A 21,043-nucleotide genomic window follows, 5' to 3' on the forward strand; every position below is an offset into this window, starting at 1 on the left:
CTTATATACGCATCAAGAAGAAAAAGTGGCCAAATAACAAGTGCGTGAGGTGGCCAAGTATTCATGCGCGCGCTGGCCAAATCAAAATGCGCGGGGTGGCCAAATGGGATGCGTGCCTACAGTTGATGAAGAAGAAGCAAAAAAAGCTATTTCTGAGCTTGACATGGCAAAAAAAGGTTCTTGTAGTCAAAATTCACTAGAAGAAACCGGCAAATAAAAATCTTAAAATAATATAATATTCTCCTTGGTGTATCTCTAGCTTTTTTAGAGATACGCTAAACAACGATACAATAAACATACTTCCACTTTACAAATAAAACTCTTATTAAAAGTGAACTCCATTACTAAATTTCGAATACTTCATAGTTTATTGACAAGATATGATTTTAGATATATAATTAGACATACAAAAGGATAAACAATGGCAACAGTAAAAAAACTTATATCACTTGATGAATCTTTGGCAAAAGAGTTAGAGGAAGTTGCTTCAGCTATGCACAAATCACAAAAAGAGATAGTTGAGAATGCTTTGGATTTTTATTTTGACTATACTGACAGTATCGTTGCTGATGCAGTTACACGAAATATAAAATCAGGCAAAATGAAAGTTTATGAGAGTGAAGATGTTTATAAAGAATTAGGCATTGAGCTGTGAAGATAAAGTATTCCGAAAAATCTCTCAAAGACCTGAAATCTTTTGCAAAACCGGATCAGATTCTAATTGTAAACAAGCTTCACTATCTTGCAGATAATTTTGAGATTTTAAAAGAGTCTAAAAAAGTGCGTGAGCTCAAAGGGAGTGAGTTTGACTCACAATACAGATTTATCGTAGCAAGAAAAATCCGCGTACTTTTTCGTATTGATGGAGATGCAATTATCTTACTTGTTTTACGTATTGGTTTTCGAAAAGATATCTACTCCTAAGCAAAAATTGCAAACACTATAAACAATATAATTGCGACCACTCCACTTATAAGAGCATACGGGAGCTGCGTCTTTACATGCTCTATAACTTCACAATCACTTGCTAATGAAGAAATAATCGTCGTATCTGAGATGGGTGAGCAGTGATCTCCAAAGACACCACCACTAATTACAGCTCCTATTGCAAGAGAAACATTGGCATCAAGTCCCACTGCCATCGGTACTGCTATTGGAATCATAATCGAAAATGTCCCCCAGCTTGTCCCTGTTGAAAATGATATGATGGAGCTCAGTAAAAAAATCACTGCTGCTAGAAGATAAGGGGAGAGATTATTGCTTGCAAGAGATGCAAGATAGAGCCCGGTATGGAGCTGCAGTGTCACTTTTCCTATGGCAAAAGCAAAAAGAAGTATCATTGCTATGCCAAAGAGCTTTTTTGCTCCTTTAAAACTTGAGAGCAGATATATTTTTGTACTCATTTTTCCTTTCATGACATACAAAATATACATAAACCCTAGTGTAGTAAGCATTGTGTAAAAGATGGAGCTTGAACCGCTTCCTTTTAAAATATTGCCATTTCCCGTAAGATATAAAAAAACAAAGACAGAAACAATCATAACTATAATCGGCATTATCATATAGTGCATCGGTGCACTTTTGTTGAACATGAGCCTTGCGTGAGAGTTGGATGGCAGAGCTGCCTTCATAGGACCTATATCAATGTTAAACCAAATAACCAAAAAAGTAACTATCAGTGCTGATATGGCATAAAAATTATAGACAACACTTTTAATAAGCCAATCAACACTCTCACCACTGATAAGCCCAGAGTCAATCTGAGTAGCGATGAGCCCTAAAAGCAAAGCTCCCCAACCGTTAAGCACTATCAGTGAACTAATAGGTGCAGATGTGGAGTCACAAATGTAGGCCAGCTTTGCGTGAGGCACACCTTCCTTGTCACAAAGAGGACGGCCAACTGCACCGGCAATCAAAGAGGTGATGGATGATTCTATAAAAATCACAACTCCTATGATATAACTTACCATCAATGCAGAACGAGGAGATGCAACAAGTTTGGATTTTTGTGTCATATACTCCACAAAACCATTGATACCTCCACTTCTCTCTATAAGTTCCATCACACTTCCAACTAAAACAGCAAAGACCAAAGTCTTTCCTATCCAAGCTTCTGAGAGTAAAGAGATAAAAAGAGAAAGCGTAGCATCAAGCGTAGCAAAAAAAGAAAAATCTTGAAGTAAAAAAAGACCTAAAAAGACACCACCAAAAAGAGATAAAAGCACATTGCGCGAATAAAGAGCAAGTGCTATTGCCAAGAGCGAAGGCAGAACACTTAAGGCTGAAAATTCTATGGATATATCCTAAAATGCGATTGAGAGCAGTTTGAGTCCGCTACGACCAAAAGTCTCTTTATAGCGTTCACACTCTTTTTCATCAACAGGAGTGAAACCGAGTTTTTTATAAAAAAGTTCTGCTTCTAGAGAGCCAATCTCAATGATAGTCTGTGCTATACTGTAACCTTTTAAGCGTGCAGTAAGGAGTGACTTCTGCATAAGAGCTTTGAGAACTCCAACATCGATGCAGCCCTCAAGCTCTTCCATAAAATCAAACATGATTGCTGTGCGGCTGATATCTAATTCACACTCATACACAATGCTGAGTGTCTCTTCTATTGTTTGGGAACATCCAACTTCTTGAAGTGCTTTGATAAAGACCTCTTTTGTCGCTTTACGAGGTTCATAACTGCATAGTGTACCAACACTCTGTCCATCCATTTCAGCAATTAAAAAATTTCTATAGTTACAATGGCTTTTTGCCTCGGTAGTTGCAAGTTTTGTGAGTTTTTCTAAAAGTTGTGCATTATCATTTGTTTCAAAAACCAAATCGAAAAGTCCATCTTTTTTCCCAGCTCTCGAACTTTGTAACATCATTTGTGCTAAAAAAGGCGCGTCTTCAGCCTTTGCCTGTCTTATTTTAATACTCATAATATTTTTGCCTTTTTGCTCTTGACTTCATATAATAGTAATAGTACCATACTTTATGATAAAAAGTTTCTTAATTACACTAAGTTTTTCAACATTGTTGTTTTCATCACAACAGATACTCCTAGTCGTTGCTGATGATTTTAGCAGCCCAAAAGCCAAGCTCTCCTGCTTTGAGGGAGAGAAAAAAGTCTGTAGTGATATAGAGGTCAATCTTGGGAAAAATGGTCTTGGATGGGGAATCGGCATCAAAACCATAGCTCACGCAGAGGATGAACCTCTAAAATATGAAGGTGATAAAAAAGCACCTGCCGGAGTCTTTGCGCTTACTGAGAGTTTTGGATATGCACCAACCACACAAACAAAACTGCCTTATCTCTATGCAGACAACAAACTTATCTGTGTGGATGATAGCAAATCCCCTTTTTACAACCAAATCATAGAAGCCCATGGAGATGAAAAGAGCTTTGAGCATATGCGTAGAGGCGATGGACAGTATGAAATCGGTATAGTTGTAGCACATAACCCTCATGCAGTGGCAAAAAGAGGCTCATGTATATTTATTCATATTCAAAAATCAACAGATCATCCAACTGTCGGATGCACTTCAATGTCTAAAAGAGATTTACAAAAGATTATAAAGTGGCTAGATAAAGAGAAAAATCCGATTTTAATTCAGATTCCAAAAAAGTATATCAAAGAGGTAGAAAAGCTCTACCCTGAGATCAAACAGTAAAAGAGACTTATTCGTCCTCTTTTACCATTCTATCTTTTGCCGCAATTCCCATCAATGAAAGTCCCGTTTTAATGCTTAGTGCCACAATAAGCATCAACTTCAAGAGTTTAGCTTCATTAGGCGTACCAATCATACGCACATCATAATAGAACTTATGCAGAGATGCCGCCAATGATTTGAGATAATCTGTCAGCTTTTGTACCTGACGCGTAGAAAATGCATCTTCAACAACTTCAGGTAGTAAAAGTGCATCAAAAAGAAGCACATCTGCATTTTCACCAAGACCTTTGAGCTCTGCTTTCATTATCTCTTCTTCACTGAGCTTACTTTTTGAAAGGAGTGTCTTGATTCGGGCATGTGCATACTGAATATAAAAAATTGGGTTTGAACTATCCTCTTTTTTAAACTCAGAGAGATCAAACTCCAGTGCAGTATCACTCTTTTTACTTGCAAAGATAAAGCGTAGAGCATCAGCTCCTATCTCTTCAACAATATCACTCATTAAAATGACATTACCGGCACGCTTACTCATCTTGTATGGCTCACCATCTTTTAAAAGACTTACCATTTGAGAAAGAAGTACTTCAAGTTTAGATGAGTCATAGCCAAGATACTCAATCGCAGCTTTTACACGGGCAATGTAGCCATGATGGTCCGCACCCCAGATGTTGATGTAGTGGTCATATCCACGCTCAAACTTTTGGTTATGATAAACGATGTCGCCTGCAAGATAAGTCGGACGACCATCCTCACGCACAACAACTCTGTCTTTTTCATCGCCTTTTGCTTCAGAGGCTATCCAGACTTTACCATCTTTTTCATAGATACCGTCACCCATCTTCTTCATAACTCTATCCCAGTCATCATAAAGCGTGGATTCATAAACAAAAGTATCAAAATGGATGTTCGTATCTGCCAAATCTTTCACGATGATCTTCATCACTTCATCTTTAGCCCACATTGCAAGTTCACGGCGGCGTGATTCATCATGGAAAATCTCAGCACCGAACTTCTCCATAGCATCACGTGAGAGTGCATCCAAATACTCTCCACGATAATAAGATTCAGGATACTCTACCGTCTCATCAAGAAGATTTTCACGTCCATGAAGTTGAATGGAAAGCCCAAGCAGATCAATCTGATTTCCTGCATCATTGACATAATACTCGGCAGTAATATCATAACCCAGATGTTTTGCAAGACGGTAGAGTGTATCACCGTAAACGGCACCTCTTGCATGACCGATATGCAATGGTCCTGTAGGATTTGCACTGACAAACTCTAAAAGAATCTTCTCATTTTTTTCTTGTGTTGCAAACTTTTGTGGGTTATCTAATGCCCAAGAAGCATATTCACTTAAAAAGTCTTCACTGAGACGAAAATTCAAGTAACCCTTTACAGGTTCTACACTTGAGAACTCATCTGCATCTTCAAAAGATGAAGCAAGTTCATCGGCAATAACCATAGGAGATTTTCGAAGTTCTTTTGCCAGAGAAAAAGCAATAGGAGTAGCAAAGTGACCAAAAGAGCGGTCACGTGGCTTTTCTAAAACAACTTCACGACCTAACTTTTCGCGCAGTAGCGCCGATACACGTTGTTTCAAGGCTTACGCTTGTGTAGTAGTTTTTGGAGCTTCTTCGCTAGAGGCTACCTCTTCACTTTTTTCAACTTTTTTAGGAGCTTCTACCTCAACCTCATCAACTTCTTTCATCTCTTGTTTGAAGTTTTTGATCCCTTTACCAAGACCTTTTGCTAAATCTGGTATCTTTTTCGCACCAAAAAGCAGTACGATAATTCCAAAAATAAGTAGTAACTCTGTTCCACTAGGCATTCCCATAGTATATTTCCTTGTTTAAAATTAAGTGATGAAGTATATCGTTATTTTTCTGTAACTTCTCTTACATAAATAAGCTCACTGAGCTTACACATCTTCCCATTGGTTTACAAATAAGTTGATCTCATCATTTGATTTCTTAAAACGAGCGGTTGTAGCGATAATACGCAACTTATCAGCTGCAACATCCAAATCATCATTGATAAGCAGATACTCATACTCTGATACACGCTGAATCTCTTTTCGTGCCATCTTTATACGTCTCTCTATGACCTCTGGTGCATCAGTTGAGCGATTTTCAAGACGTTTTTTCAATTCTGAGAGTGTTGGTGGTGTGATAAATACAGAAGTTGTAATATCTCCAAGCCTGTTTTGAACAGCAGAGTTACCCTGAACATCAATATCAAAGATAACAAGTTTTCCTGCACCAAGTGCCTCTTTTACAGGACGTAGTGAAGTTCCATAATAATTACCATGAACAACAGCATACTCTAAAAACTGATCCTCTTCTATCTCACGCTCAAACTCTTCTTTGTCAACAAAGTGATAATCAACACCCTCAACTTCACCCTCACGCATAGGTCTTGTTGTCGTCGAGATGGAAAAGTAACACTCTCCGATATCATCGATTATCTTATGAATTAAAGAGCTTTTTCCTGCTCCACTCGGACCTGAAAGAACTAAAACCGCACCATTTATTTTACTCATTATTTATTATCCAACTCTATATTTATTGTAATTTTCATTCCCTTCATTGAGGCTGCTACATCTTTATCACTCAGTGCTTCTAAAAGCTTTTTCAGTGCCTCAACTCCCTCGATTTTCTCTTCATCTTCAACTTCTTTTTCAGCTTCTTCAAGTAACTCTTCAACATCTTCTGCTGTTACCTCTGGGCTCTCTTCTTCTGGCTCAGAAATCTCTTCTTCCTCTTCTTCTGGCTCAGAAATCTCTTCTTCCTCTTCTTCTATCTCTTCTCCAAGAGCAAGTTTGAGATCTTTAGAGCTTAAGCTATCAAGTGCGTCTATCTCTGCTGCTGCGATACCAAGCAGTGTTTCATCATCAAGTTCACTCTCTAAATCTTCTTCGCTCAACTCTTCAACAGCCTCTTGTATCTGCTGCTCTATATCCTCAACATTATCTTCTTGAGCCTCACTATCTTCGATATCAGCAACTTCCTCTTCCATCACTTCTTCTATAGCATCTTCTTCATCTGTCTCTTCAGGTTCAGGTTCTTCTTCCTCATCTGACAACTCAAGTTCTTCAAGAGTCTCATCAAGTACTGATTTCGCTTCATCTTCTGTACTTTCATCTGCGTCAACAGCTTCATCAAAGATTCCAAGCTCTTCGAACATATCTTTAGCTGCATCCTCACTTTGCGCAACTTCTTCGCTGCTCTCTTCTACTGCTGATTCTTCATCTTCACTGTTCTCATCAAACTCACTGAACAACTCATCTTCAGAAACACTATCCTCTGCAACATTTTCATCTAGATCATCCACTGCTAAGAGCACATCATCTTTTGAAATATCAGCATCGGCCTCATCTTCCAAATCCAATGCCATATCATACTCTATGTCTTCCTCTTCAAGAGCCAACTCTTCTGTTAGCGCTTCATCCACGATATCCTCAAGCTCTTCAACAGTCTCACTCTCCAACTCTTCAAGCGTAAGATTTTCACCTTCACCTTCCATCTCTAAAGACTCCGCTTCCTCAGTTGGCTCTTCACCAATATTGACATCAGCTTCATCTTCCATGTCAAGGGCAAGATCATACTCTTTGACAACACTCTCTTCATCAGAGACTTCTGGCACATCATCAATAGCCAAAGAGCTTCCAGCATCAACACTTGTTTCATCAAGAAGATCTTTTACCTTTTGTGCTTCTTCATCATCTAAAACGCTCTCTCCAAGGTTTTCATCATCCAAAGACTCTTCATCTATGAGTGTTTCATCAAACTCATCAAGTTCTAGTGTTGTATCTTCTGTAGCACCATCAATGTCCAGTTCCAATGATTCACTATCAAACTCTACCTGTTCATCAAGTGCTATCTCTTCAAAATCATCAAGTTCATCCAAGTCATCAATCCCGTCCAGTTCATCCAGCTCAAGCATATTATCTACATCCAAACTCTCTAGCTCTTCTATCTCTTCAGCAGGCTCTTCTACTCTACTCTCCTGACTCTCTTGCACTACTTCTTCGACACTCTGCGTCTCTGGTAGATCCTCACCTTTTTCTATCTCTTTGTCATACATAGCGAAAAGCTCCACAAGGTCTGTCGGTAAAAATGGCTTTTTGAGTGTTGTGTTGAACTTTTCACTCTTTTGTGCATCTCGGGCACAGATATATAAACTTTTAGAAAAAGTAAGTTTCTTTCTTAACTCATCTAAAGCTTCATCACCACCTATGCTGTCATCTACTACTACCAAATCATAGGAATCGTTTACTATATCATCAATACTTTGGACGATATCTAACTCGTCTGAAGTCTTTTGTGCACTTAGTGTAACTAATTTGTTTACAACCGGGTTATCATTCAACAGTAGTATCTTCACGCATATTCCTTATGAGAGCATCTATGATTGTTTAAAATCATATTATTGTACCCTAAAAAAACTAAAAAAACATCTCCAAAGCATTGAAAGCTTCTTGGATTTGACCTTTGAGTATCAGCATAACTGCCGTAAGTATTGCTATAAGAACAGCAAATGCAACCATAATCTTAATAGGAAAACCAATAACCAAAAGGTTAAACTGAGGCATAGTTTTCATAAGCATTCCAAAGATAATATCAGCCAACCAAGAGAGTGCAATGATAGGAAAAGCGATAATAAAACCGACTAAAAACATACTTGATGTTGCATGGATAATATAATTAAAAAAGTCATTACTCATCATAAATCCACCCAAAGGAACGGTTTTAAGACTATGGTCAATTAAGAGTAGCATCCAATGATGCAGATTAAGTGCAAGGAGTACCATTAATGCAAGCAGAGAAAGAAACTGTGAGATAATTGGCATAGAGATACCAGACTGCGGGTCAATGGCACTTGCCATGGAAAACCCCATCATAAACGATATCTGTCCACCTGCGAATGTAATGATATTGTAAGCAAGCTGCAGAGCAACACCGACGACAAGTCCAAGCATAAATTCACCCAAAATTGCAATGATGATAGAAGGAACAGTAAGTGCAATTTGCACAGGAGGCATAGAGGCGTAAAAAACCACTGTAAAGAAAAAAGCCATTGCCGCTTTGATGTTCATAGGAATGTTGTTATGTGAAAAGATAGGTACAGCAATGAAAAGTGCAGCAAAACGAAAATAAAGCAGTATAAAACCAACGGCATTTGCTTCATTAAATATTTGTGCCAACTCCATCACTTCACTCTTATCAGCTCTTTATTCTCTAATTTATAAACCTTATCACACATGTGTGCCAAGGTCTCATCATGTGTAATAAGGACCATAGCTGCTTTGTGTTTGTGAATATACTCAAAGAAGAGCTCCATCACTTCCCCTGCTGTTACTTTGTCAAGATTCCCTGTTGGCTCATCTGCAAATATTATTGTCGGTTTTTTTGTTAAAACCCTTGCGATGGAAACACGTTGTTGCTGTCCTCCGGAGAGCTCAGTTACTTTTTGGCGGATGCAGTGTTCTATCTCTAAACGCTCTAAAAGTTCTTCTTCTATAGGCTCCCCTGCCAATATCTCAGCCACTTCAAGATTTTCATATCCGCTAAATCCTTTAAAAAGATAGTGTGATTGAAATATTAGTCCAAGTTCATTACGACGTAAAAGTGAAAGTTTTTTTGGCTTCATAGAGAGTATATCTTCCCCTAAAAGCTCAACCGTTCCACTGTCAGGCTTTAAAAGTGTTGATAAAAGGTGCAGGAGTGTCGATTTCCCACTCCCGCTAATACCTATGATAGCAATACTCTCTTTACGATTAAGTTCAAGTGAAACATTGTTAAAAAGTTCATAATCAAAAGAGTGCGATAAGTTTGTTGCAGATAATAGATTCATGAAAAGATTATATTCAAATCTAGCTTATTTAAATATTTTCTGACAGCCATTTTTCGATTTTCTATCCAAATGCCATGCATAGCTTTTTTCGACAAATTTTTTCACACAATAGGCAAAATACCCATCAAAAAAAAGACCAAAAACTTTTGCTACAGCATAATTTCTTCCTAAAGAGATTAATATACCACGAGATTTTATGGAGTGTTTTCGTAATGTCTTGCCTTTATCTAAAAGCTCTATATTTGTAGCACATATATCAGCCATCTGTTCTGCTACATCAGCCGTTGGCGCGATAATCTTCTCATTTTTATGTAGGATTGTTGCATCACCTATAACAAAAACCTCTTTATATTGCGGTGTTTGTAAAAATTCATTTGTTAACAGGAACCCTCGTTTGTCTTTTTGCAAATCAAGTTTATAGATAAGCCCGTTTGGTTCAATACCTCCTGCAAATATCATAAAGTCCATAGCAATGCTCTCTCCATTACTCAAATAGACATACTCTTTTGTAAGTGACGCAACACGGACATTGTTCTTAATAGTCACACCCAAGTTGAGCAATCTTTTTTCTGATTTTTCTACCAAAAAAATATCCATACCTTTTAAAATCTTCTGGGATGAGTTCACAAGCACAATATTGAGTTTTCTACATAAAAAATGATTTTTACAATAGAACTCTTTGGCAAAAGAGGCCATTTGTGCTGCGATTTCCACACCACTCAGTCCTGCACCTGCAATAACAATATTTAAAGGATCACACTTTGCCCCACTTGCATCCACTTTTCGAAAAAGAGACATCTCAAACTTCTGTTTAAAATACATTGCACGGTGTAATGCTTTGACTCCATGTGCATACTCGTTAAGTCCTTGAATGCTTTTTACGAACTTTGTTCTCGCTCCTACAGCAATAACAAGATAATCATAAGAAAATCTCTGTGTATCAGTAAAAACTCGTTTATGACTAAAGTCTATCTCTTTTACTTCTTGATTATAGAAAGAAACATTATCACCAAGCCCACTGCATAAAGTGTACAAATCAACAATAATTTTTGCAAAATCTACTTCATTGGCTATTAAGTCATATACATCCGTCTGCATAAAGTGATAAGGGTTCTTATCAAAAAGAGCTATCTCATAACTATGATTGCGTGAGAGTTTTTCAACTAATCTTACACCACCATATCCAGCACCAATGACCACAATTTTTTTTACATTATTTTTTATCATTGGATGATTATATCATGAATGAAAGCAAGAGTTGATTAAAAAAAGGGGAGAATATTTAATAGAGGTTGAGTTAAGCCTAAAGCTTAACCCATTTGTGCTGCAACTTCTGCTGCGAAGTCGTCTTCTTTTTTCTCGATTCCTTCACCAACTTCAAGGCGAACAAATTCAGTGATCTCAGCTGTACCACCACATGCTTTAGCAGCTTTTTCAACTGCCTCAGCAACAGTTAATTTATCATCTAAAACATATTGTTGGTCAAGAAGTGCTTGTTCTTGATCTAAAAGTGTGTTATCTAAGATAAAACGAGCGATTTTACCAGGAATGATTTTGTCTAAAATCTTCTCAGGTTTTCCCTCTGCTAATAACTCAGCTTTGATGTCAGCTTCAGCTTGTGCCATAACTTCATCTGTGAGTTGCATCATAGAGATGTATTTTGGAACGTTTTTAAGAGGTTTACCAAGACGGCTTAACTCTTCGTTCTCTTTTTTCAGTGCTTCGATACGACCTTTTGTTTCACTCTCAACATACTCAGCATCAAAATCTTTATATGAAAGAGTTGTCGGTTTCATAGCAGATGCGTGCATTGCAATTTGTTTTAGCGTATCTCTCATGCACTCTGCAGTTTTTTCAGAGTCACATTTTGCTTTTACGATAACTGCAATACGGTTGTTTGAGTGAATGTAACCATTCATCGCTTCAGTTGGTTCTGCTTTCATTACTGCAAAACGGCGAACTTCGATCTTCTCACCGATTTTTGTAACAGTCTCTACAAAAGTTTCACCATATGCAGAAGCATTCAGTGCTTCAACATCAGCTGGCTCATTGTTGTAGATCTCTTCTACTGTATCTTTTACAAGATTTTGGAAACCTTCATTTTGTGCAACGAAGTCAGTCTCAGAGTTTACTTCAACTACTGCTGCTTTTGAGAAGTCGTCAGCCATTTTGTAACCAACAAGACCTTCTGCTGCAACACGGTCAGCTTTTTTAGCTGCTTTAGCGATACCGCGCTCTTTTAGAAGCTCTTTTGCTTTTTCCATATCTCCGTCAGCTTCAACTAAAACTTTTTTACAATCCATCATCGGAGCATCAGTCGCTGCACGAAGCTCCTTAACCATTGCTGCTGTTACTGCTGCCATAATTACGCTTCCTCTGTAGTTTTTTCTTCAGTTGCTGGAGCTTCTGTAGTCGCTGCTTCTTCAGTTGCAACCTCTTCAGTCTGTTCTACTTCTTCACCTTGACCATCACGAAGAGCTTTACCTTCGTTAATCGCTGCTGTCATTTCACGACAGAAAAGTTGGATAGAACGGATAGCATCATCATTACCAGGAATTGGGTAAGTGATAAGGTCTGGGTCACAGTTCGTATCAAGTGGAGCTACAACAGGGATACCAAGACGACGAGCTTCAAGAACTGCTGTATGCTCTTTTACTGCATCAACGATGAAAAGCATATCTGGAAGTTTTTTCATATCACGGATACCACCGAAATACATCTCAAGCTTCTCTTTTTTTCTTGAAAGCATTAATGCCTCTTTCTTTGTAAGAAGATCGATTTGACCGTTTTCTTGCATCTCAGTGATAACATCAAGTTTACGGATAGATTTTTGAATAGTTGGGAAGTTAGTAAGCATACCACCTAACCATCTGTTGTCTACATATGGCATACCACATGCAATCGCAGCTTCACGAACTGAGTTACGTGCTTGTTTTTTTGTACCAACGAAAAGGATAGTTTGTCCTTCTGCTGCTGCATCAACTACGATTTGGTATGTGTTACGGAAGTAACGAAGTGTTTTTTGTAAATCGATGATATAGATGTTCTTTCTTACACCGAAGATGAATTTTTTCATCTTTGGATTCCAACGACGAGTTTGGTGTCCGAAGTGTACACCACATTCCAATAGGTCTTTCATAGTTACCATTTAAGGTCCTTTAAGGGCTTCATAATGAGCCAGAATTACTAAAGAAACATTTTTGCAGTGCAAAAAGCGGTTCCCTTGTTTTCACCGGTTGGCTTTGGAGATGTCGAGCATTGACTCCCTAGAGAGGAAGTTGCACCGGTTTTTTGACATAACCTGTTAATATTTTCGACTGTGCATTACAGAAGAAAAATCCGTGAATTATACTAAAAATTTATTTAAATCTAGCTTTTGTTTTACTCTGCTAATAATAGACATAAGCTGACAAAATATAATTAATATTTATAGTAATATAGTAAAAATTTAAAACTATCTTTATAATTAATGATGTATAGTATCACAACAATATCACAGAAAAAGGAAAAAGATGAACAAGCCTTTACTACTATCACTGGCTGCTGCGACAATTCTTGGAACCAACCTAAGTGCAGAGTCTATGTATGATCGTATCCAGATGATGGAGCTTCAGATGAAGCAGATGCAACAAGAGCTAGAGAGTTTAAAATCACAAGAATCTAAAGCAACAAGCGATGAAGATGGTGATGAAGAAGAAGTTGCGCAAGCAAATCAGGCTGAATCTGATGATGAAGAGGATGATGACGAAGAAGATAGCATAGAAGATCAAATTGCCGAAATACAGGAAAACATTAGTGATCTTAACAGAAACACAAATGGAAACCACCTAAAATTTGGTGTTGACTATCGTTTTGCAATCGAAAATCTTGATTATAAAATGGCAGATGGTAGCAAACAGAAAAATGATGCCTTTATGACAAACAGATTATGGATGAACATGAACTGGGCAGCGACACAACACCTTAGTTTTACGGGGCAACTTGCTTACAATAAAGCTTTTGGACAGAGAACTGACAATGATACGATAGGATATAACTTTGAAAACTTTGATTGGATAGCGAATGAAAATGCTTACGATGATATTGTACGAGTTCGCTCAGCATACTTCTTCTATAAAGATAGTGAATTTTTAGGAGCTGATATACCGTGGACCTTCAGTGTCGGTCGTCGTCCATCAACAAACGGCCATCTTATCAACCTTAGAGATGATGACCATGCAGCTTCACCAATGGGACACAGTATCAATGTTGAATTCGATGGTCTTAGTGCAAAATTTGGGCTGGAAAACATTACAGGTGCTGATGGCATGTATCTGAAATTCTGTGCCGGTCGAGGTATGAGTAATGCTTCTCATAAATTCACTGCAGCACCATATGCAAATGATACTGATGTTGAACCAAATATTGATTTAATTGGTCTTATCTTTGTCCCTTATGATGATGGTCAATACAGCATTAATTCTCAATATTACTATGCAAGTAATTTAATCGATCAGGTTTTTGTCGGTGGAGTTCCTCAAAATCAATTCTACACAGTAGGGGGATTACACTCTATTACTGCAAATGTAGTAGCTAATGGTATAGGTGATGGTATCAATGACTTTTTAGATGACACTATCTTCTTTGTAAGTGGTGCAATGAGTATCACCGATCCTAACGCTGATCAGGGTATGCTTGTTTCAAATCCGGGAGAGAGTAAAACAGGTTACTCTGTATGGGTTGGAACACAATTTCCTTCACTTATCTCTGAGGAGGGACGCTGGGGACTTGAGTACAACCATGGTACACAGTACTGGAGAAGTATCACTTATGCAGAAGATACAAATATCGGTTCAAAAGTAGCCGCTCGTGGTGACGCGTACGAGGCATACTTCACAGAGCCATTGGTTGAAGATATTTTATCACTTCAAATCCGCTATACATATATAGATTATAAATATGCCGGAAGTAATGGTTTCTTTGGTAATACAACAGGAAATGCTGTTGAAATCACAAACAATATGACAAATGCTTCTAACTATGTAGATAAAGCACAAGATATCCGTTTCTATCTACGCTATAGATACTAAAAAGAGATTTTCTCTTTTTAGTTTATGCGTTTTTCAACTCACTAAGCTTCTCTTTAACAGCTTCTACATGCCCTTTCACACGAACTTTTTCCCATTTAACACGTACTACACCCTCTGGGTCTATTATGAATGTTGAGCGAACGATACCCATATATTCACGGCCGTAATTTTTTTTCAGCTGCCACACACCATACTTTTGCATCATCTCAGTTGATTCATCACTGAGCAGTGTAATACCTAGATTTTTCTTCTCGATGAAGTTTCTGTGTTTTTTGGTAGAGTCTGCACTCACACCTAAAATCACAGCATCAAGTGATGAAAAATCCGGTGCAGCTTCTGTAAATTCACATGCTTCGATTGTACATCCAGGAGTATTGTCTTTTGGGTAAAAATAGAGCACTACCCACTTTCCTTTTAAATCACGCAGACAAATCTCGACATCATCCTGATTTGGCAGACAAAAATCCGGTGCTTTTTGACCAAGTTCTAACATAGTTGACTCCTTGAATTTCTAATAGACGAATAATAGCAGATAAACCCAAATACCGCTAAATGATGTAAAGACAATGCCTGTGAATGTCTTGATTGCCAAGATTTTATGGGCATTGGAAGCTCGTCCTGGGATGAGCTTTTTTACAAACTCATAATTTGCGCGAATCATAATGAGTATCCAGTAAAAGAAAGTAATGGTTGCTATCAAAATATGAACACCCAAAACAACTGAAGCATATGTGTGAGAAACTCCACTATCAACGATAAATGCCTTAAAACCTCCACCTACTCGTACACCAAGCTCAAAGTAAGTAATGACAACAACAGAAAAAACAAAGATAACATTTTGTAAAAGTGTATGGAGTTTGTACTTTTTACTCTTTGCAAACAAAACCGCCACATAAACAAGTAGAGGCAAACAAGCAACGATAAGTGTCACCACATCCATAAAAAACGGTGCACGTGTTCCTAAAAAACCGGCTTCAAACATATAGTTCATATTTTCTTTTATCACTTTGACTCTCTCTTTTTTTGATAACGATAGTATAGCGCGCCTATGATTATGAGTAACACAACAACAAGAGTAGTTATCTCTTTTAAGTACTCTTTTATAAGTTCCTGATTTTCACCGATATAATACCCTAAAAGTGTCAGTATCAAAGCCCAGATACCAGCACCCAGTGTTGTAAAGACACTAAACTCTAAAAGATTCATCTTTGCGAGTCCGGCGGGAATGGAGATAAGCTGACGAATACCCGGAATAAGCCTGCCTGAAAAAGTGGAGATATGCCCATGTTTTTTAAAATAGCTCTCCATCTTCTCCAGTACCTCCGGGGAGATAAAAAAATATTTGCCATATCGCAGTAAAAATTTACGCCCGAGTGTAAAGGCAAGATAGTAGTTCACAAATGCCCCGACCAAACTTCCAGAAATAGCACTCATCATAATGTAAGAGATGCTCATATCCCCACAACTGGCCAGATATCCTGCCGGAACCAAAACTATTTCAGAAGGAAAAGGGATAAAACTAGACTCAATCGCCATCATGATAAATATCCCCAAATACCCCCAGTCAAATATCAGATCAACAAGTTGTTGTGCAAGTTCATGGATCACTTGGTTTTTTCCTTGATAAGAAGCATAATATTTTGATTTTTATTAAATGTGTGCAAGTTTTTCTCTCAGTTTTGGCAAATAATCTCTTACAATACTCTCAACAAATCCTAAATCGACACCTTCATAATCGTGTACAATATAATTACGCGTATAGTAAGCACCATCTCTGTCTTTTTTCAAATCATATTTTTCAATAACTGTATCATCAAACTTTTTCAGAGTTTCACCTATTTGCGATAAACCCATAAGTATTGCAATCCATCCTTCCACATCTTCTAAAGCTTTGACAATACCTTTATGCCGAGATGTGATAATCTCAATATTTTCAATCATCTCTACAATAAAATCAATCTTTGCCTGTTGCGAACGATTAGACATATATTACTTCATCCAAAATATATTTTTGCGCAGTTTTTGAAAGATTGTTTTTTGGTGCCAAGTCTATTTTTTTTGCAGTTTTACTTGAGATATACTCTTTAATTTCATCAAGACGCTTAAAACCGCTAAAGCCTTCATATTTTTCAAAAAAAGGTCTCTCAAGATGATACAAAATATCTAAATCACTTAGCGATGTCGCTTCATTACGTGCAAAAGAACCAAAAATACCATCAATGATAAATCCATCCTCACGCAGACGTTCTTTAAGCGTTGTCAGTGTAGCTAAAATTTTTTTATCCATATCTTTGCCTCTTTTGAGTTCTTTTATAAGTATTATACCTAACTATTGTATCTTCGCTTCTACATCTTTTATCATCTTTTGAGCCACATCTTTTTGTGCGTACTCTAAAAGTTTTTGGCTCTTTTCTTTAAGCTGTGGCTCTTTGATGATGGAGAGCAGTTTGCTTTTGAGCCCTTCGCCTTCTCGCTCACACCAGCCCATATTGTTATCGACAATGAACTTTGCATTGTCGTATTGATGATCTCTTGCTGCATACGGGTATGGAACATAAAGAGCAGGACAACCATTCGTTGTTAGTTCCCAAAGTGTTGAAGCTCCGCTGCGTGAGACTGCCATATCTGCTCTGTTTATAAGAGATGGCAACTCTTTTGTAAAGCCGTAGAGTTCTGCCTCAACTCCAAGTGTTTCATACTCTTCTTTTACCCTCTCAAAATCAGCTTCACCCGCTTGATGAATGATAGCAATACCTCTTTTTTTCAGCTTCCAAGCAATACTCAAAGCCAAATCATTGATAGCTTTTGCTCCGTGGCTTCCACCTAAAAAGATGATGGTACGCAACTGCTGGCGCAAGTGTGCCGTTTTATAAAAAACCGATTTGACAGGATAACCTTTGATTGGAGACTCTTTATCATAAGCAGAAACAAAACTTCTTGCATATCTTTTTAGCAGTCCGTTAAGTCGTCCTGTAACTGCATTTTGTTCATGAATAAAAAGAGGTTTATAAAGTGTAAGTGCCGCAAAAGAGGCAGGTGCAGCAGAGAAACCACCTACACTGTAAACGGCATCTACTTTATGTTTTTTGAGTATCTTGCGTGAGCTAAGAAGTGCTTTTAATATTTTATAGAGTGCCTTTAATTTTCCAAGCCCTTTTTGATTGACAACTCCTGTCGTATCTAAAAAATAGACATGCGAAAATGAGCTGCCGTGTTCAAAATATTTTCTATCCTGCCCTTTTTTTGAACCGATAAAGATGCACTCATGCCCCTCAGCTACAGCAGCTTCTACAATCGCCTCTGCTATCATCAAATGCCCGCCTGTTCCACCGCCTGTTACACATAATTTCATATCGTAGCCTCTAACTCATATCTGCTTTTTTGGAAGCCATCAACACCATCCCAACTCCAAAGGAAGCACCAAGCATAGCAGAACCCCCATAGGAAAGAAATGGAACTGAGATCCCTTTAATGGGTGTGATGCCACTGATTCCATAGGCATTTACCAAAAACGAAAATGCCAAAGTAAGTCCTATTCCTATGCTAAAAAGGTATAGACTTGTATCTTCCACACGATTGGCTACTTTAAAAATTCGCTGTAGCATCCACATAAATACCACGACAACGAATAAAAGCCCGACAAAACCAAACTCTTCTGCAAGACCTGCTAAGACAAAGTCCGTATGCACCTCTGACAAAAATCCAAGTTTAAATGTTCCGTTTGCAAGACCCGTACCGAAAAAGCCACCGTTATGAATGGCATTGAGCGAGTTTCCTATCTGATAGGGTTCTACTTCAACAGGTACACGCAATTTATCTGCTATGGCATCCGGCAAGAGTTCCAAAACAGAGTTTTGCGCTATCGACCACCATGATTTTATACGCAAGATTCGATGCTCGGCTGTTAGTATAAAGACAACAACTGCGCTGAAAATCCCACCCAAGATAGTAAGGAAAAAACGAAAACTGCTTCCTGCAAAGATAAGCATAAAAAGCAAGGTTGCACCTAAAACAACGACCTGTCCCAAATCTTTTTGTAAAAAGGCAATGATAAACATCGCCATAATAAAGATAACCGCATAAGGCAGAAATCGTTTAAACTCATTTTTGAGTCCCATACCATCATGATGCCCTAACTTGCGTGAGAAACTCCATGCAAGAAAATAGACAAAACCGACCTTGAAAAACTCAACAGGTGCCAAAGAGAAACCTGCGATCTTTATCCACCGCTTTGCACCTCCTACCTCACTCACTATCGTCTCAGGTAAAAACGGCATCGCTATCATTAAAATCAAAGAGCCAAAAAAGAGCGTAAAACCGATAGGTTTGAGCCACTTGTCCGGATTAAGTTGTGAAAGAGTATAAATGATACCAATACCCAAAAATGCAAAAATGGATTGGCGGATGACAAAGTGAAACTCATTGACGCCAAAAAGCAGTACCGTATAAGTCGTGAGTGTATAAGAGAGGATGATACTGAGTCCTATCAGGATACTTACAAGTGTAAAAAGCTGTCTGTCTGCACCCATCAATCTACTTTATTTTGTTGATTTTTAAAACAAACTCAACTTCGGGCTTTGAAATATGTAACTCTTTTGCGATTGTATCAATCGATACCCCCTGTTGAAACAAGGAGATAATTTTTTCATCATCATTGCCATGAATAGAAGAAGGAATGCTAATCTGCTTCACGCCACTCTCTAATTGTGCGATGCGGGACTCTATCTCTACTTCAATGCTCTCAATGTTATTTTGTATCTGTTTGAGTGCAAGTGAAAGCGGTTGGACCATATCATAGACACTGCGTTCTATCTCTTGATAAATCTCATCATCACTCATACGCGATGGTGCTTTTTTGATAGCAGATTCTGTCTCTTTAAGCTCACGTTTTAAGTAAAATATCTCTCTGTTTAGATCTTCTACCACAGAAGCGACTGAGCGGATATTACGTGAGTAGTCGGAATCTTTTGAGTAGACATAATAGAGCAGGTAAAGAATAACTCCCGCCATAATGACAATAATATACTCAATATTAAATTGAAAATTTTCTAAGTTCACTGTTTTTTCTCTCTTGCCTGACGAATTAAAATTCTCTCACGTGCTGTCATATAAGCCGCCCACTCTTTCTCATCTCTCTCATGCATACGGACTGTCTCTGCCAGTTGTGAATCTAACGCTTTAAAAAAGAGTCCGACATCACGTTTAGGGTGTACAGGCATCGCTACACGCCCATAGTAGATCTTCCCGGCTTGCAGCAGTGGCTCTTTAAGTTTGAAATGCTCAAACCCAATGGATTCAATCTCCACTTCCTGCGTGAGGGAGACCCGTTTTGGTGTCTCATTTTTCAAAAATGCCTCTAACGCGTCTATCTTTCTATGTAATTCTACGACAAGATTTAAAAGCACAGGATCTGTCTCAGCCGTATCACCTCTTGCTTTTGCAAGTTTTAGCCACTGGCTTATTGGGTCATCATCACTCTCACTGAGCTGTTGAAACTCTCTCTCATATGCCTCCTTATCCAGTGAAGCCTCTGAGAATGCAATACTTATCGGTGCTGGGACTAAACGAGGTTGACTCATGAGACTATCCTATCAATTATTATCAGTAGAAAAAAGGCAATGCCCAAGTAGCCATTTACTGTAAAAAATGCTCTGTCAATTTGCGTAAAATCACGTCGTACCAACTGCTGCTCATACAATAGAACAAATCCACTTCCAAATGCTGCTACATAAGCGAAAAAGCCAAGGTCAGCTGCCCAAACAAATAAAATCCAAAAAAGAACTGCCAAAGCATGAAAGAGTGCCGAGATGAAGAGTGTAGCCTCTGCTCCGTAACGCGAGGGAATGGAGTAGAGATTATTGTCTTTGTCAAAATCGATATCTTGCAAAGAGTAAAGCAGATCAAATCCAGCTACCCAAAAAATCACTCCCAAAGAGAGTAAAACAGACCAAAGCTCAATCGTAGCACTCACGGCTACAACACCGGCAATCGGTGCAAGACCAAGGGCAAGCCCCAAAACAACATGTGCCAAAGAAGAGAAACGTTTAAAATAAGAGTATGATGCAAGTACCAAGAGTATAGGCAGAGAGAGTGCAAAGGCCAAAGAGTTTATCAGATAGGCAACAGCAATAAAAATGAGTGCATTAACAACTATAAATATCATCATGCTCACTGCATCCAGGCGCCCATCTACATTTGGTCGCGTTGCAGTACGAGGGTTTTTTGCATCTATGTCCCTGTCAGCATAACGGTTCACACCCATTGCGAAGTTTCGAGCACTCAGTGCTGCTAAAACACCTAAAATGAGCAGTCCAAAACCAAACCATCCATCTGCTGCAACAACCATAGCGATGAAAATAAACGGCAGTGAAAATATAGAGTGTTCAAACATGACTAGTTCGTTAAAATCTTTTGCTTTTTGTATCAGTCTTTGCAAATTCCACCCCATATTTTGTGTT

Annotated in this window: 25 protein-coding genes; 4 read left to right on the plus strand and 21 right to left on the minus strand. The window is 38.3% G+C overall.

Annotated elements, in window-relative coordinates:
* The first annotated feature begins 421 nt into the window (after positions 1 to 421).
* Positions 422 to 655: a ribbon-helix-helix protein, CopG family gene (locus MNY27_RS01810; protein WP_152183608.1), complete on the plus strand. Its 234-nt coding sequence runs from the start codon at positions 422 to 424 to the stop codon at positions 653 to 655.
* Positions 652 to 924, plus strand: coding sequence for a type II toxin-antitoxin system RelE/ParE family toxin (locus tag MNY27_RS01815; RefSeq protein ID WP_152183609.1), 273 nt, complete (start codon positions 652 to 654; stop codon positions 922 to 924). Before MNY27_RS01810 ends, MNY27_RS01815 begins: the two co-directional genes overlap by 4 nt.
* Here MNY27_RS01815 and MNY27_RS01820 read toward each other — a convergent pair.
* On the minus strand, positions 921 to 2,258 hold the full coding sequence (locus MNY27_RS01820; RefSeq protein ID WP_346391804.1) for a Na+/H+ antiporter NhaC family protein: 1,338 nt from the start codon (positions 2,256 to 2,258) through the stop codon (positions 921 to 923). The two genes, MNY27_RS01815 and MNY27_RS01820, sit on opposite strands and share 4 nt — an antisense overlap.
* A gap of 45 nt (positions 2,259 to 2,303) precedes the next feature.
* Entirely contained in the window at positions 2,304 to 2,927 is a 624-nt protein-coding gene (locus MNY27_RS01825) for an acyl-CoA acyltransferase (protein WP_152183610.1), read from the minus strand.
* Positions 2,928 to 2,982: 55 nt separating this feature from the next.
* Here MNY27_RS01825 and MNY27_RS01830 point away from each other — a divergent pair, with 55 nt between their 5' ends.
* Entirely contained in the window at positions 2,983 to 3,660 is a 678-nt protein-coding gene (locus tag MNY27_RS01830; RefSeq protein ID WP_152183611.1) for a hypothetical protein, read from the plus strand.
* 7 nt (positions 3,661 to 3,667) lie between these two features.
* Here the strand turns inward: MNY27_RS01830 and argS are convergent, their stop codons facing one another.
* The 9 genes from argS to rpsB all read right to left on the minus strand — a co-directional run bounded on the left by argS (position 3,668) and on the right by rpsB (position 12,664).
* Complete coding sequence (argS, locus tag MNY27_RS01835; RefSeq protein ID WP_188109444.1) at positions 3,668 to 5,263, minus strand: arginine--tRNA ligase; 1,596 nt, start codon at positions 5,261 to 5,263, stop codon at positions 3,668 to 3,670.
* 3 nt (positions 5,264 to 5,266) lie between these two features.
* Complete coding sequence (locus MNY27_RS01840) at positions 5,267 to 5,497, minus strand: twin-arginine translocase TatA/TatE family subunit (protein ID WP_152183612.1); 231 nt, start codon at positions 5,495 to 5,497, stop codon at positions 5,267 to 5,269.
* Between the two features lie 84 nt (positions 5,498 to 5,581).
* Entirely contained in the window at positions 5,582 to 6,202 is a 621-nt protein-coding gene (gmk, locus tag MNY27_RS01845) for a guanylate kinase (protein ID WP_346391805.1), read from the minus strand.
* The gene (locus MNY27_RS01850; RefSeq protein ID WP_346391806.1) at positions 6,202 to 8,046 is read right to left on the minus strand and encodes a DNA topoisomerase IV; all 1,845 of its coding nucleotides are present in this window, start codon (positions 8,044 to 8,046) and stop codon (positions 6,202 to 6,204) included. The genes gmk and MNY27_RS01850 overlap by 1 nt, the downstream gene beginning before the upstream one ends.
* A 61-nt stretch (positions 8,047 to 8,107) precedes the next feature.
* Positions 8,108 to 8,872, minus strand: coding sequence for a flagellar biosynthetic protein FliR (gene fliR, locus MNY27_RS01855; protein WP_188109445.1), 765 nt, complete (start codon positions 8,870 to 8,872; stop codon positions 8,108 to 8,110).
* Entirely contained in the window at positions 8,872 to 9,516 is a 645-nt protein-coding gene (locus MNY27_RS01860; RefSeq protein WP_152183616.1) for an ATP-binding cassette domain-containing protein, read from the minus strand. The genes fliR and MNY27_RS01860 overlap by 1 nt, the downstream gene beginning before the upstream one ends.
* A gap of 24 nt (positions 9,517 to 9,540) precedes the next feature.
* Positions 9,541 to 10,743 carry an NAD(P)/FAD-dependent oxidoreductase gene (locus tag MNY27_RS01865; RefSeq protein ID WP_346391807.1) on the minus strand — a complete coding sequence of 401 codons (1,203 nt, stop codon included), beginning with the start codon at positions 10,741 to 10,743 and terminating at the stop codon, positions 9,541 to 9,543.
* A gap of 83 nt (positions 10,744 to 10,826) precedes the next feature.
* Complete coding sequence (gene tsf / locus MNY27_RS01870; RefSeq protein WP_152183618.1) at positions 10,827 to 11,879, minus strand: translation elongation factor Ts; 1,053 nt, start codon at positions 11,877 to 11,879, stop codon at positions 10,827 to 10,829.
* A 2-nt stretch (positions 11,880 to 11,881) separates the two neighbouring features.
* A complete protein-coding gene (gene rpsB / locus MNY27_RS01875) occupies positions 11,882 to 12,664 on the minus strand; it encodes a 30S ribosomal protein S2 (RefSeq protein WP_152183619.1) in 783 nt (260 codons plus the stop codon).
* 364 nt (positions 12,665 to 13,028) lie between these two features.
* Here rpsB and MNY27_RS01880 point away from each other — a divergent pair, with 364 nt between their 5' ends.
* On the plus strand, positions 13,029 to 14,585 hold the full coding sequence (locus MNY27_RS01880) for a DUF3373 family protein (RefSeq protein WP_152183620.1): 1,557 nt from the start codon (positions 13,029 to 13,031) through the stop codon (positions 14,583 to 14,585).
* A 22-nt stretch (positions 14,586 to 14,607) separates the two neighbouring features.
* Here the strand turns inward: MNY27_RS01880 and bcp are convergent, their stop codons facing one another.
* Genes bcp through mqnP form a run of 10 tightly spaced genes read right to left on the minus strand, consistent with a single transcriptional unit; the run spans position 14,608 to position 21,021 of the window.
* Positions 14,608 to 15,078 (minus strand): thioredoxin-dependent thiol peroxidase, encoded by a 471-nt coding sequence (gene bcp / locus MNY27_RS01885; RefSeq protein WP_152183621.1) that lies wholly within the window; start codon positions 15,076 to 15,078, stop codon positions 14,608 to 14,610.
* An 18-nt stretch (positions 15,079 to 15,096) separates the two neighbouring features.
* Complete coding sequence (locus tag MNY27_RS01890; RefSeq protein WP_246153815.1) at positions 15,097 to 15,591, minus strand: DUF420 domain-containing protein; 495 nt, start codon at positions 15,589 to 15,591, stop codon at positions 15,097 to 15,099.
* Complete coding sequence (locus MNY27_RS01895; RefSeq protein WP_152183622.1) at positions 15,588 to 16,193, minus strand: DedA family protein; 606 nt, start codon at positions 16,191 to 16,193, stop codon at positions 15,588 to 15,590. Before MNY27_RS01895 ends, MNY27_RS01890 begins: the two co-directional genes overlap by 4 nt.
* A gap of 42 nt (positions 16,194 to 16,235) precedes the next feature.
* Positions 16,236 to 16,571: a HepT-like ribonuclease domain-containing protein gene (locus MNY27_RS01900; protein WP_152183623.1), complete on the minus strand. Its 336-nt coding sequence runs from the start codon at positions 16,569 to 16,571 to the stop codon at positions 16,236 to 16,238.
* A complete protein-coding gene (locus tag MNY27_RS01905; protein ID WP_152183624.1) occupies positions 16,564 to 16,872 on the minus strand; it encodes a nucleotidyltransferase domain-containing protein in 309 nt (102 codons plus the stop codon). The genes MNY27_RS01900 and MNY27_RS01905 overlap by 8 nt, the downstream gene beginning before the upstream one ends.
* 42 nt (positions 16,873 to 16,914) lie before the next feature.
* A complete protein-coding gene (gene murG, locus MNY27_RS01910; protein ID WP_152183625.1) occupies positions 16,915 to 17,937 on the minus strand; it encodes an undecaprenyldiphospho-muramoylpentapeptide beta-N-acetylglucosaminyltransferase in 1,023 nt (340 codons plus the stop codon).
* A 10-nt stretch (positions 17,938 to 17,947) separates the two neighbouring features.
* Positions 17,948 to 19,114, minus strand: a complete 1,167-nt coding sequence (locus tag MNY27_RS01915) for an FtsW/RodA/SpoVE family cell cycle protein (RefSeq protein WP_152183626.1) — start codon at positions 19,112 to 19,114, stop codon at positions 17,948 to 17,950.
* Positions 19,115 to 19,118: 4 nt separating this feature from the next.
* The gene (locus MNY27_RS01920) at positions 19,119 to 19,643 is read right to left on the minus strand and encodes a hypothetical protein (RefSeq protein ID WP_188109446.1); all 525 of its coding nucleotides are present in this window, start codon (positions 19,641 to 19,643) and stop codon (positions 19,119 to 19,121) included.
* Positions 19,640 to 20,164 carry a hypothetical protein gene (locus MNY27_RS01925; protein WP_152183627.1) on the minus strand — a complete coding sequence of 175 codons (525 nt, stop codon included), beginning with the start codon at positions 20,162 to 20,164 and terminating at the stop codon, positions 19,640 to 19,642. Before MNY27_RS01925 ends, MNY27_RS01920 begins: the two co-directional genes overlap by 4 nt.
* Positions 20,161 to 21,021, minus strand: a complete 861-nt coding sequence (gene mqnP, locus MNY27_RS01930) for a menaquinone biosynthesis prenyltransferase MqnP (protein WP_152183628.1) — start codon at positions 21,019 to 21,021, stop codon at positions 20,161 to 20,163. Before mqnP ends, MNY27_RS01925 begins: the two co-directional genes overlap by 4 nt.
* Positions 21,022 to 21,043 lie beyond the last annotated feature (22 nt).

It is taken from the genome of Sulfurimonas sp. NWX79 (assembly GCF_039667035.1).
Taxonomy (GTDB): Bacteria; Campylobacterota; Campylobacteria; order Campylobacterales; family Sulfurimonadaceae; genus Sulfurimonas; species Sulfurimonas indica.

Coding starts and splice junctions, on each gene's coding strand:
- MNY27_RS01810 (WP_152183608.1), top strand. CDS start 422: ATGGCAACAGTAAAAAAACTTATATCACTTGATGAATCTTTGGCAAAA.
- MNY27_RS01825 (WP_152183610.1), bottom strand. CDS start 2,927: ATGAGTATTAAAATAAGACAGGCAAAGGCTGAAGACGCGCCTTTTTTA.
- MNY27_RS01830 (WP_152183611.1), top strand. CDS start 2,983: ATGATAAAAAGTTTCTTAATTACACTAAGTTTTTCAACATTGTTGTTT.
- MNY27_RS01840 (WP_152183612.1), bottom strand. CDS start 5,497: ATGGGAATGCCTAGTGGAACAGAGTTACTACTTATTTTTGGAATTATC.
- gmk (WP_346391805.1), bottom strand. CDS start 6,202: ATGAGTAAAATAAATGGTGCGGTTTTAGTTCTTTCAGGTCCGAGTGGA.
- fliR (WP_188109445.1), bottom strand. CDS start 8,872: ATGGAGTTGGCACAAATATTTAATGAAGCAAATGCCGTTGGTTTTATA.
- MNY27_RS01860 (WP_152183616.1), bottom strand. CDS start 9,516: ATGAATCTATTATCTGCAACAAACTTATCGCACTCTTTTGATTATGAA.
- MNY27_RS01865 (WP_346391807.1), bottom strand. CDS start 10,743: ATGATAAAAAATAATGTAAAAAAAATTGTGGTCATTGGTGCTGGATAT.
- tsf (WP_152183618.1), bottom strand. CDS start 11,879: ATGGCAGCAGTAACAGCAGCAATGGTTAAGGAGCTTCGTGCAGCGACT.
- rpsB (WP_152183619.1), bottom strand. CDS start 12,664: ATGGTAACTATGAAAGACCTATTGGAATGTGGTGTACACTTCGGACAC.
- MNY27_RS01880 (WP_152183620.1), top strand. CDS start 13,029: ATGAACAAGCCTTTACTACTATCACTGGCTGCTGCGACAATTCTTGGA.
- bcp (WP_152183621.1), bottom strand. CDS start 15,078: ATGTTAGAACTTGGTCAAAAAGCACCGGATTTTTGTCTGCCAAATCAG.
- MNY27_RS01900 (WP_152183623.1), bottom strand. CDS start 16,571: ATGTCTAATCGTTCGCAACAGGCAAAGATTGATTTTATTGTAGAGATG.
- MNY27_RS01905 (WP_152183624.1), bottom strand. CDS start 16,872: ATGGATAAAAAAATTTTAGCTACACTGACAACGCTTAAAGAACGTCTG.
- murG (WP_152183625.1), bottom strand. CDS start 17,937: ATGAAATTATGTGTAACAGGCGGTGGAACAGGCGGGCATTTGATGATA.
- MNY27_RS01915 (WP_152183626.1), bottom strand. CDS start 19,114: ATGGGTGCAGACAGACAGCTTTTTACACTTGTAAGTATCCTGATAGGA.
- MNY27_RS01925 (WP_152183627.1), bottom strand. CDS start 20,164: ATGAGTCAACCTCGTTTAGTCCCAGCACCGATAAGTATTGCATTCTCA.